Origin of the sequence: Kribbella catacumbae DSM 19601, assembly GCF_000372465.1 — a bacterium.
Taxonomy (GTDB): Bacteria; Actinomycetota; Actinomycetes; order Propionibacteriales; family Kribbellaceae; genus Kribbella; species Kribbella catacumbae.
Genome location: NZ_AQUZ01000102.1, coordinates 1 through 11,690 on the forward strand (window position 1 = coordinate 1; position 11,690 = coordinate 11,690).

The window sequence follows — 11,690 nt, forward strand, 5'->3', positions numbered from 1 at the left end:
ATCGAGGTCACCAGGATGTTCCAGGTGAAGATCGGCATCCGGAACATCGTCATCCCGGGGGCCCGCATGGTGATGATCGTGGTGACGAAGTTGACCGCACCGAGGATGGTGCCCAGGCCGGCCATCCACAGACCCATGATCCACAGGTCACCGCCGACGCCCGGAGAGCGGACCTCGTTCGACAGCGGCGCGTAGGCGAACCAGCCGAAGTCGGCGGCGCCACCGGGGGTGAAGAAGCCGGAGATGGTGATCAGGCCGCCGAAGAGGAACAGCCAGAAGCTGAACATGTTGAGCCGCGGGAACGCGACGTCAGGGGCGCCGATCTGGACCGGCATGATCACGTTGGCGAAGCCGACGAACAGCGGTGTCGCGAACAGCAGCAACATGATCGTGCCGTGCATGGTGAAGAGCTGGTTGTAGACCTCTTCGTTCACGATCTGCAGACCCGGCTTGGCCAGCTCGGCGCGGATCAGCAGCGCCATCACGCCACCGATCAGGAAGAACGCGAACGACGTGATCAGGTACAGATGCCCGATCAGCTTGTGGTCGGTGGTGGTCAGCCACTTGACCGCGATCTGGCCTTTGCTGCGCCGCCTGGGCAGCGCGGTCGCCGCACCGATGGCGCCTGTGCGCTCGGCGATGTCGGTCACTTCTCGCCCTCCTGCTTCCCGTGGCCGGGAATGGTGGTCGCGTCCTGGCCGCCGGTCGCGGCGCCGGTCTGGCCCTTGGCGGCCAGTTCTCTCAGGTGCGCCTGGTACTCGTCGGCGGTGACCACCTTGACGGTGAACACCATGCGGCTGTGGTAGAGCCCACACAGCTCCGCGCACTTACCCGCGAAGGTGCCGGTCTTGGTCGGGGTCAGCTCGAGCTTGTTGGTCCGGCCCGGGATGACGTCCAGCTTGAAGTAGAACGAGGGCACCCAGAAGGAGTGGATGACGTCCGGCGAGGTCAGGTCGAAGTGCACCGACTCGTTCACCGGCAGCCAGAGCTCGGCGGGCTTGTCCAGCGTGCCGGTCTCCCAGACGCCTTCCTTGCCGTCGACCGTCTCCTTGTAGTTGAAGGTCCACTGCCACTGCTGGCCGACCACGTTGATCGTGTGGGACGGATTGTCCGACATGTGGGTGATCTTGTTGCCGTTCTCGACGGTGTAGAAGAACAGCACGCCGATGACCGCGAACGGAGCGAGCGTGTAGAGCACCTCGAGCGGCAGGTTGTAGCGCGTCTGCCGCGGCGCGTCCTCGTTGCGCCGGCGATACCGGATCGACGCGTAGAGGATCAGGCCCCAGGTGAGAACACCGATGATCAGGGCGGCGATCCAGGCGCCGATCCAGAGGCTTCTCATCGCCTCGGTGCGGTCGGTTGCGCCCTCGGGCAGACCGAGTCGTTTCCACTGCTCAGTGGTCTCCGACGAGCAGCCGGTCAGCACCAACGTGCCCACCGCTACTGACGTCGCCACCAGCAGGCGTCGCTTCGCCGGACGTACCGCGGCGCGGGCCCTCTTCAGACCTGCTGCGCGCACCACTCCGGGCGTGCCGTTCGAACCCACGGGGCGCCTTTCCCTTCCCAGGTGAGACTGACGACAGAACACTACTGGACACCTTCCCGCGTTCTGCGCATAGGTAGGGCTTAGCGTTTCCCGTGTGATCAGCCGTGCGTACCTGGACGCCGCGACAGCGGAACCACTGCATCCTGCGGCGAGGGATGTGTTGCTGTCGGCATTGGATTCTGGGTGGGCCGATCCGGCCCGGCTGCACCACGAGGGGCGGACCGCCAGGCTGCTGCTGGACAATGCCCGCGCGGTCCTTGCCGAAGGCCTCGGAGTACGGCCGGACGAGCTGTTTCTGACCACCTCGGGGACGGCCGCGATCCACACTGGGTTGCTCGCAGTGACCGCCGCCCGGCGCCGGGTGGGCGAGGTGGTCGTGCACTCCGCGGTAGAGCACTCCGCAGTACTCCACGCAGCCGCAGCAGCCGGTACTACGGCCGAGGTCGGCGTCGACGCCCTTGGACGGGTCGACGTGGACGCGTTCGCCCAGCAGGTACGGCAACCGGGTGTAGCCGTTGCTGCGCTGCAGTCCGCCAACCACGAGGTCGCCACCCGTCAGCCGATCGGGGAGCTCGCCGAGGTCTGCGCTGCGGCAGGAGTCCCGCTGTTCGTGGATGGCGCCGCCTCGATCGCGCACGACGTAGTACCAGCCGGCTGGTCGGCATTGACTGCCAGTGCGCACAAGTGGGGTGGGCCGGCGGGTGTCGGGCTGCTCGCAGTACGGAAGGGGACGCGGCTAGCGCCGGCCTGGCCTGTGGACGAGAGAGAGGACGGCCTCTCCCCCGGCCATCCGAACGTCCCGGCAGCCCTCGCTGCCGCCGCAGCTCTCCAGGCTCGCCTGTCCGAGGCGGATGAGCTCAACAAGCAGCACCGGGCGTGGATCGACGAGTTGCGTCACCGCGTCGCGACCGACATCCCGGACGTCGAGGTCGTCGGCGACCCCAGCGACCGGCTACCGCACGTACTCACCTTCTCCTGCCTGTACGTCGACGGCGAGGCGCTGGTGACCGCCCTGGACGCCGAGGGCTTCTCCGTGTCGAGCGGCTCAGCCTGTACTGCGAGCACACTGCGCCCGTCGCACGTACTGGCCGCGATGGGCGTTCTCACGCACGGAAACGTCCGGGTGTCGCTCGGGCGGACCAGCACGCATGATGAGGTCGACCGCTTCGCGACGGTGCTGCCCGGCCTCGTCCAGCGGATCCGGGCGGAGGTGGGCATGTGACGCTGGACTGCCGCGGCATGCTCTGCCCACTCCCCGTGATCAAACTCGCCCAGGCGTTCCCCGACCTCGCGATCGGCGACACCATCACCATCCTCGCCGACGACCCAGCCGCCGCCACCGACATCCCCGCCTGGTGCCGCATGCGCTCCCAGGAACTCGTCTCAGCCGACAACCACCAGTACGTCGTACGCCGCCTGAGTTAAACCGCTGGCTGCCCGGACCCTCAGCAGCGAGACTGCGGGGTGTGACTGACTTTGCGTACAAGCCGACGTTGAGCGGCGAGCTGGTGGAGCTGCGGCCGGTGACCGAGGACGACTACCCCGCTCTGCAGGTCGCGATGGACGATCCTGAGGTGGCCAAGCTCACCGCGAGCCGCGGGGAGATCGGCGAGGAGGCGGCGCGGAAGTGGTACCGGACGCGGGGTGAGCAGACCGATCGGCTGGATCTGGCGATCGTCGACCGGGCCTCCGGTGAGGTGGTCGGCGAGGCGGTGCTCAACGAGTGGAGCCCTGAGGACGACAGCTGCAACTTCCGGATCCTGATCGGCCCGAAGGGCAGGGGTCGCGGGCTCGGAACCGAGGCGACCCGGTTGATCGTGGGCTACGGCATCGAGGAGCTCGGGCTGCATCGGATCGACCTCGGCGTGTATGCCTTCAACCCGCGTGCACAACGCGCGTACGAGAAGGCCGGCTTTGTCGTCGAGGGCGTCCGGCGGCAGTCGCTCAAGTGGGAAGGCGATCGGTACGACGAAGTGATCATGTCCGTGCTCGCACCGGAGTGGAAGGCCGCTGCGCTACGTTCGGAGGCGTGACCGAGCTCGTCGCGAAGGCCCAGCGCATCGCCGTACTGACCGGCGCCGGCATCTCCACCGCCTCCGGGATCCCGGATTTCCGCGGTCCGCAGGGCCTGTGGACGAAGAACCCGGCGGCACAGGCGATGTTCGACATCGACGAGTACGTCGCCTCGGCGGCGGTCCGGGCCGAGGCGTGGAAGTTCCGCCGTACGGCGGCCGCGTGGGACGCCGGGCCGAACGCCGGCCACCGCGCGCTCGTCGACCTGGAACGCCAGGGCCGCCTCACCGGCCTGATCACCCAGAACGTCGACGGCCTGCACCAGAAAGCGGGCTCCTCCCCCACCCTGGTCCACGAACTGCACGGCACCGTCTGGTACGTCGACTGCCTCACCTGCGCCCGCCGCATCCCGATGGCCGACGTACTCCCCAGGCTGGAGGCAGGCGAGGAAGACCCGCCCTGCGAGGTCTGCGGCGGCATCCTCAAGTCCGCCACCATCTCCTTCGGCCAAGCCCTCGACCAGAACGTCCTCGACGCCGCCGCAGCAGCCACCCGCGACGCCGACCTGTTCCTCGCGATCGGCACCTCCCTCCAGGTCTATCCAGCCGCCGGCCTCTGCGACCTGGCCCTCTCGCAAGGCATCCCCCTCATCATCCTGAACGCCGACCCCACCCCCTACGACGAAGAAGCCACCGAACTGATCACCACCCCGATAGAACAAGCCCTCCCCGCCCTCGTCACCTGACCGGACGGATCGGCAGCGCACCCCCGGACGGATCGGCAGCGCACCCCCGGACAGATCCGCAGCGCACCCCCGGACGGATCCGCAACGAACAGTGCGACAAATCCGCAGCATCACCCTCGACGGATCCGCAACATGAGGACCGGCAGATTCGCAGCGGAACTTGCCGGTGTCTGCTCTTTGGACTCCCGTCACCTGACCGCGACCTTTGAGGTCTTCCGTCGGTGGGAGTCGGGGGTTAGCGTCCCCGGCAGGCTGCATTGGTGTGGGAGGGGACCGGAAATGCGTGGTTTCAGGCGATGGACGGCGGGCTTCACGGCGCTGGCGGTGATCGCGCTTGGGCTGGGGACGGCCTCGGCCGCGACGGCGCGGCAGGCGGCCGATCGGGTGATCACGGTCGCCGGTTCGCTGCAGAGTGAGTTGGGCTGCCCGGGCGACTGGGATCCGGCGTGTGCGGCGACGAGTCTGGGGGCGGCCGCGCCGTACACGAAGGTGTTCGACGTACCGGCCGGCAGTTACGAGTACAAGGTGACTGTCAACGGCGGGTGGGATGAGAACTACGGCGCCGGGGGTGTGCTCAACGGCGCCAACATCCCGCTGCGGCTCGAGGGCCCGGCGAAGGTCCAGTTCAGCTACGACGACACCAGCCATGTCGTGTCCGTCAAGCCGGTCGACCTGGCCGGGTCTGCGGTGACCGCGGCCGACAAGGCGCTCGCGTCGCCGAGCCTGCGCCAGGATCTGACCAAGGAACGCTTCTACTTCCTGATGGCCGACCGGTTCGCGAACGGCGACCAGTCGAACGACGCAGGCGGTCTCACCGGCAACCGGTTGAGTACCGGGCTCGATCCGGAGGACAAGGGCTTCTACCACGGTGGCGACCTGGCCGGCGTGATGCAGAAGCTCGACTACATCAAGTCCCTCGGTACGACGTCCATCTGGCTGACGCCGTCGTTCAAGAACCGGCCGGTCCAGGGTGAGGGCGCGAACGTCAGTGCCGGGTACCACGGGTACTGGATCACCGACTTCACCCAGATCGACCCGCACCTGGGCACCAACGCGGACATGCAGCAGCTGATCACGCTGGCACACGGCAAGGGGATGAAGGTCTTCTTCGACATCATCACCAACCACACCGCCGACGTGATCAACTACCAGTCCGGCCAGTACGGCTACATCTCGAAGTCCACCAGCCCGTACAAGGATGCCAACGGCAACATCTTCGACGACAAGCAGTACGCCGCCGGCGACACCTTCCCGCCGCTGGACCGCAACACCTCGTTCCCCAACGTGCCGATCTTCAACACGCCGGCCGACGAGACGGTCAAGCAGCCCGCCTGGCTGAACGACCCGACGCTCTACCACAACCGCGGCGACTCGACCTTCGCCGGCGAATCCGCGGAGTACGGCGACTTCGTCGGCCTGGACGACCTGTTCACCGAGCAGCCGAAGGTCCGCGACGGCATGATCGACGTCTACAAGACCTGGGCCGAGATGGGCATCGACGGGTTCCGGATCGACACGGTCAAGCACGTCAATCTGGAGTTCTGGCAGAAGTTCTCGCCCAAGATCCTCGAAGCCGCCAAGGCCAAGGGCAAGCAGGACTTCTTCATGTTCGGCGAGGTGTTCGACGCTGACCCGAAGCTGATGTCGACGTACACGACGCAAGGCGCCTTGCAGGCCACTCTCGACTTCGGCTTCCAGCAGAACGCGGTCGCCTTCGCCCAGGGCAAGCCGAGCACCCAACTGCGCGACTTCTACGCGAACGACGACTACTACACCGACACCGACTCGAACGCGTACCAGCTCCCGACGTTCCTCGGGAACCACGACATGGGGCGGATCGGCCTCTTCCTCAAGCAGGGCGGCGCGGCCGGGCAAGAGTTGTTACAGCGCGACAAGCTGGCCCACTCCCTGATGTTCCTGACCCGCGGCCAGCCGGTGATCTACTACGGCGACGAGCAGGGTTTCACCGGGCCTGGCGGCGACAAGGACGCCCGGCAGGACATGTTCGCGACCAAGACCACCGACTACATGGACGATGAAGTTGTCGACGGCACCGGTACGACGACGATCGGCAGCAAGGACCGCTTCGACGCCAACGCGCCGATGTACAAGCACATCGCGGCTCTGCAGAAGCTGCGGGCGCAGTACCCGACGCTTGCCGACGGCACCCAAGTGCACCGGTACTCCTCCAACGCCGGCGGGCTCTACGCCTTCAGCCGGTATGGGAAGGACAACACGGAATACCTCGTGGTCGCCAACAACGCGGCAACCGCGAAGTCGGCGACCGTACCGACGTACCTGAAGAACGGCCGGTTCAAGCCGATCTACGGTGGCGGCGGCCAGCTCCAGACCGACCGTGAAGGCCGTGTGGTCGTGACTGCGGCGCCGTTGTCCGTCTCGGTCTACAAGGCGACCAGCCAGCTGCCGCGCCGCCACAGCGCTCCCCCGGTCTACATGAGCTCACCGGAGCCGGGAGCAACGGTCGGTGGCCGCGCAGAGATCGCAGCAGCCGTCCCGGAGAACACACCAGTCACCGTCACCTTCGGCTACCGCCCTGTCGGTACTACGAGTTGGCAGCGGCTGGGGTCCGACGACAACGCGCCGTACAGGGTGTTCCATGACGTGAGCGGACTGCCGAAGGGGACGCTTCTCGAGTACCGCTCGGTGCTGAAGGATGCGTCTGGCAACTACTCGGTGTCCGGCTCGTACGGCATCGTCGGCGACGCACCGACCCCCGGTGGCGGTGGAGGCGGCGGCCAGGATCCGGTGAGCCAGCCGGCCAATGTCAGCGTGCCCGGCTCCCACAACAGCGAGATGGGCTGTCCTCTCGCGGCGGACTGGGTCCCCGACTGCGACCAGGCACAGCTGACGCTGGACCCGAAGGACCAGGTCTGGAAGGGCACCTATACGACGATCCCGGCCGGTGACTACGCCTACAAGGCCGCGATCAACAAGACGTGGGACGAGAACTACGGTGCCGGCGGCAACCCGAACGGCGCCAACATCTCCTACACCGCGCCGTCGACACCTGTCACGTTCTACTACGAACACGGCAGGCACTTCGTCACTGACAACTCCGATCCGCAGAAGCCGATCGTCACCGTTCCAGGCACCTTCCAGTCCGAGCTCGGTTGCCCGGGCGACTGGGCACCCGACTGCATGCGGCCCTGGCTGACCGACCAGGATGGCGACGGCACGTACTCCTGGTCGACGACCAAGATGAAGGCGGGCAGCTATGAGGCGAAGGTCGCACACGGCCTGTCGTGGGACGAGAGCTACGGCGCTGGTGGCAGCCCGACCGGCGGCAACATCCCGATCACCATTCCGGGGGACGGGCTCGTCGTCACCTTCTCGTACGTCCTCGCGACCCACATCCTCACGGTGACGACCTCCAAGCCCGGCGCCCAGCCGGATCTCAAGCAGGCCAAGGCGTATTGGCTCGGCAAGGACCTTCTCGCAGTACCGGCCGTGGCGCATCCTGAACGGTCTCGGTGGCGACTGCACTGGTCATCGACCGGCTCGCTAGCGGTGGATGCCGACGACATCGGTGGCACGTCCGCGGGCCTGCGCGTCGACCCAGCGGGGATCCCGCCGAAGGTGCTCGCCAAGTTCCCAGCACTGGCTGGGTACGCGGCACTGAGGCTGGATTACGGCGACGCGAAGAAGATCCTCACCGGGCAGCTCGGGCTTGCGCAGTACGACGACGCCGGGCACCTGCTCGACGCGACCGGAGTACAGATCCCTGGCGTCCTCGACGAGCTGTACGGCGCCGCGGCGGGACGCTCGTACGGCGTGACGTGGCGTGGCGGGGCTCCCCGCTTCACGGTGTGGGCGCCGACCGCGCAGAACGTGACGCTGCTGATCGGCTCTCAACGAATCGCCATGCAGCGCAACAACGACGGCTCGTGGTCCGCGGACGGGCGGAGGACCTGGGAGAACGCTCTCTACCGGTTCGAGGTGAAGGTCTTCGCGCCGAGCACCGGCAAGGTCGAGACCAACGTCGTCACCGATCCGTATTCGCTTGCCCTCAGCACCGATTCGGCGTACTCGGTGGCGGTGAACCTGCAAGCTCCGGCCGGCATGCCCGCGCTCTGGGCCAAGACGCCTTCGCCGACGCTTGTGCGTGCGGTCGACTCGACGATCTACGAGCTGCACGTGCGCGACTTCTCGATCAACGACACCTCCGTACCGGCCGCACATCGCGGGACCTACCTGGCCTTCGCGGACGATGGCGACGGGACCAAGCACCTGCGCAAGCTTGCGCAGGCAGGGCTGAACACCGTGCACCTGCTGCCGACCTTCGACATCGCGTCGATCCCGGAGACCGGTCAGCAGCAACCGGCCTGCGACCTCAAGTCGTTCCCGGCAGACTCGGAGCAACAGCAGGCCTGTGTCTCGGCAGTTGCGGCCAAGGACGGATTCAACTGGGGCTACGACCCGTACCACTGGCTCGCACCGGAAGGGTCCTACGCGACCGCGAAGGACGGGCTGGCACGAGTCGCCGAGTTCCGCACGATGGTCGGAGGCCTGCACAAATCCGGTCTGCGGGTGGTACTGGATCAGGTCTACAACCACACGCCCGCGGCCGGGCAAGCGCCGACGTCGGTGCTGGACAAGGTTGTGCCCGGCTACTACCAGCGACTGAACAAGACCGGTGGGGTCGAGACGTCGACCTGTTGCAGCAACATCGCCACTGAGCACGCGATGGCCGAGAAGATCATGGTGGACAGCACGGTGTCGTGGGCGCGGAACTACCGCGTCGACGGCTTCCGCTTCGACCTGATGGGGCACCACAGCAAGGCGAACATGCTCAAGGTGCGAGCCGCTCTGGACCAGCTGACCCGGGCCAAGGACGGTGTCGACGGCAAGAGGGTCTATCTGTACGGCGAGGGCTGGAACTTCGGCGAGGTGGCGGACAACGCGCTCTTCGTCCAGGCCACTCAGGGCAACCTCGGCGGGACGGGGATCGGCACCTTCTCCGACCGCATGCGGGACGGGGTCCGCGGTGGCGGGCCCTTCGACGACGATCCACGGGTGCAGGGCTTCGGCTCCGGCGCCGCGAGCGACCCGAACGGTGCCCCGATCAACGGAACACCTGCCGAGCAGGCGAAGCGGCTCGCGCACGACACAGATCTCGTCCAACTCGGCCTGGCGGGCAACCTCCGGTCGTTCACGTTCCGGTCCGCGGACGGCGGCGCCGTCGTACGTGGTGACGGGGTGGACTACAACGGCTCCCCCGCCGGGTACGCCGATCAGCCGGTCGAGGTGATCAGCTATGTGGATGCCCATGACAACGAAACGCTGTGGGACTCGCTGACCTACAAGCTGCCCGCGACGCTGCCGATGGCCGATCGGGTCCGGATGAACACGTTGTCGCTGGCAACCACCGCGCTGGCCCAGACGCCGGCGTTCTGGCATGCGGGCTCCGACCTGCTGCGGAGCAAGTCGCTGGACCGGAACTCCTACGACTCGGGTGACTGGTTCAACACCCTCGACTGGACCGGCGCCGACAACGGCTTCGGCCATGGCCTGCCACCCAAGACCGACAACGAAGCCAAGTGGCCTTTCATGAAGCCGCTGCTGGCCAACCCGGCCCTCAAGCCGTCGTCCACCGACGTCGCCACCGCGAGCGCGGCCGCAGCCGACCTGCTGAAGCTGCGCTTCTCCACGCCGCTGTTCCGCCTCGGCTCGGCCGGCCTGATCAACCAGAAACTCAGCTACCCCCTGAGCGGTACTCCGGCCGCCAAGCCCGGCGTGGTCGTCCTGCGGATCGACGACACGGTCGGCCCGAACGTCGACCCCGCTCTCAAGGGCCTCCTCGTCGTCTTCAACGCCACAGGCTCAGCCGTCACCCAACAGATCCCCGGCCTGACCGGGGCCAACCTGTCCCTCTCCCCCATCCAGTCGGCGGGCTCAGACCCAATCGTCAAACAAACCACCTGGACCACCGGCACCGGAACGGTGGATGTTCCGGCGCGAACGGTCGCGGTACTGGTTCAGTCCTGACTCGGGTCAGGTTTGGTCGGTGATCCGGTGCGTGCCTTTGTGATCGACGCGGAATCGGAGGCCGTGTTTCGTGATCCATTCCAGGGCGCCGTCGTTTAGGCGTCGGACTTGCCAGCCGCCGAGGGTCTTGACCCGGTGGCTGTAGCGCCGTAGCGGGGTGAGGTTGGTGATGCTGGTCTGGCCCGGTGGCCCGGTGTCGGCGAAGTCGTACGGCGTGACGTGGTCGAGGTCGGTGCTGTCGGTGGTCTCCGTGGCTCCGTAGGGAAACTGCTCAACTGGGTAGATCAGCTTGAGATGCTCGCGCATCTCCCGCGGCACCTCGTAGGCGTTGACGTTGATCCGGTCGTCGTTGAGGTCGATGACGGGCTTGATGATGATCTGGCTGTGGCCGAGGAGTTCTTCCAGGTGGGTGGTGAAGACGGGGCCGAAGCGTTCGACGCGGGTGACGCCTTCGCCGGCGAGCAGGGTTTGGTCGGTGAGGTGGATGTAGAGGGTGGTTTGCGCCGGGCGGCGGCCGATGCTGCTGGGGCCTTGGCGGGTGGCGTTGTGGCGGATCGCGGCTAGTTTCTTGGCGAGTTCGCGGCGTGCGGCAGCATCCATCCCCGGATTCTGATCCGGGCTCTCGGCGTGGTCGGCGGCGTCCGCCGGGTCCGTGGCTTCGGGGGCATCGGGAGGCTCGGCGGGGCCGGGGTCGCGGCGGTCGTTTCGGTTGTCGGCTGCCGAGGGGGCGGGGGAGGCGGTGTGGTCGTAGGCGGGGTCGCTGGGGTGTGGGGGGTCCCAGTTGGGGTCGTGTTCGGCTGGGGGTTCGTCGGCGGTGTACCAGTCAGTCGGCCGATCCTGGCCGGGCGCAGCTGAGCCCGCTGGTTCTGCGCCGGTGTTTGTTGCCGTCGGCGGGTGGGGCTGGGGCTGGGGTTGGGGCTTGGTGCCTGCCGTCGGGTCCCTGTCGGTCTCCGCGTCTGGCTGCGGGTCAGGTTCCGCGTGGGTGGCGGGCTGGCTCTCGCGGTCGGCGTCGGCGTCCTGGTCGGTTGGTGGTGCTGTGGATGGGGCGGACGCTGCGTCCGGTTCGGGCGCGGCGTCCGGGCTGGTGCCTGGGGCGTTGGTGCGGTCGGTGTCGGGGGTGCTGCTGCGGTTGGTGTCTGGGGCGGTGCCTGGGTTGCTGGTGCGTTGGTTGGGTGGGGTTAGGTGGGTGGCGAGGGTGAGGAGGAGTTCTTGGGTGAGGGTGGGGTCGGAGATGATGCCGACGGCCATGGCCATGCGTTGGCCGAGGGTGCCGGGGTGGCCCAGTTCGGCGAGGGCGTCGGCGAGTTGGCGCAGGGTGGCTTTGAAGCGGATCACGTCGCCGGTGGAGGCGCGGATGGTCAAGGTGGTGGAGCCGTGTTC

The 11,690-nt window shown here is 67.3% G+C and carries 7 protein-coding genes and 1 pseudogene; 5 read left to right on the top strand and 3 right to left on the bottom strand.

All coding sequences use genetic code 11. The annotated features are described in order from the left end of the window. On the bottom strand, nt 1-650 hold a 650-nt coding region (locus A3ES_RS0144650; protein ID WP_020393342.1), incomplete at its 3' end, for a cbb3-type cytochrome c oxidase subunit I. After that, on the bottom strand, nt 647-1,546 hold the full coding sequence (gene ctaC / locus A3ES_RS0144655; RefSeq protein WP_020393343.1) for an aa3-type cytochrome oxidase subunit II: 900 nt from the start codon (nt 1,544-1,546) through the stop codon (nt 647-649). The genes A3ES_RS0144650 and ctaC, both read right to left, overlap by 4 nt. A gap of 94 nt (nt 1,547-1,640) precedes the next feature. Between ctaC and A3ES_RS0144660 the strand changes: the two genes are divergently transcribed. The 5 genes from A3ES_RS0144660 to pulA all read left to right on the top strand — a co-directional run bounded on the left by A3ES_RS0144660 (nt 1,641) and on the right by pulA (nt 10,310). Beyond that, on the top strand, nt 1,641-2,768 hold the full coding sequence (locus A3ES_RS0144660; protein WP_020393344.1) for a cysteine desulfurase family protein: 1,128 nt from the start codon (nt 1,641-1,643) through the stop codon (nt 2,766-2,768). Next, nucleotides 2,765-2,971, top strand: a complete 207-nt coding sequence (locus A3ES_RS0144665) for a sulfurtransferase TusA family protein (RefSeq protein WP_020393345.1) — start codon at nt 2,765-2,767, stop codon at nt 2,969-2,971. Before A3ES_RS0144660 ends, A3ES_RS0144665 begins: the two co-directional genes overlap by 4 nt. Nucleotides 2,972-3,012: 41 nt before the next feature. Then, a complete protein-coding gene (locus A3ES_RS0144670; RefSeq protein WP_020393346.1) occupies nt 3,013-3,579 on the top strand; it encodes a GNAT family N-acetyltransferase in 567 nt (188 codons plus the stop codon). Beyond that, nucleotides 3,576-4,304 (top strand): SIR2 family NAD-dependent protein deacylase, encoded by a 729-nt coding sequence (locus A3ES_RS0144675; protein WP_020393347.1) that lies wholly within the window; start codon nt 3,576-3,578, stop codon nt 4,302-4,304. The genes A3ES_RS0144670 and A3ES_RS0144675 overlap by 4 nt, the downstream gene beginning before the upstream one ends. A gap of 279 nt (nt 4,305-4,583) precedes the next feature. Beyond that, nucleotides 4,584-10,310, top strand: coding sequence for a pullulanase-type alpha-1,6-glucosidase (pulA, locus tag A3ES_RS0144680; RefSeq protein ID WP_020393348.1), 5,727 nt, complete (start codon nt 4,584-4,586; stop codon nt 10,308-10,310). Nucleotides 10,311-10,316: 6 nt separating this feature from the next. On the opposite strand, the pseudogene A3ES_RS0144685 reads toward pulA, so the two are convergent. Continuing rightward, nucleotides 10,317-11,690, bottom strand: a pseudogene (locus A3ES_RS0144685) (hypothetical protein); the annotation flags it as partial.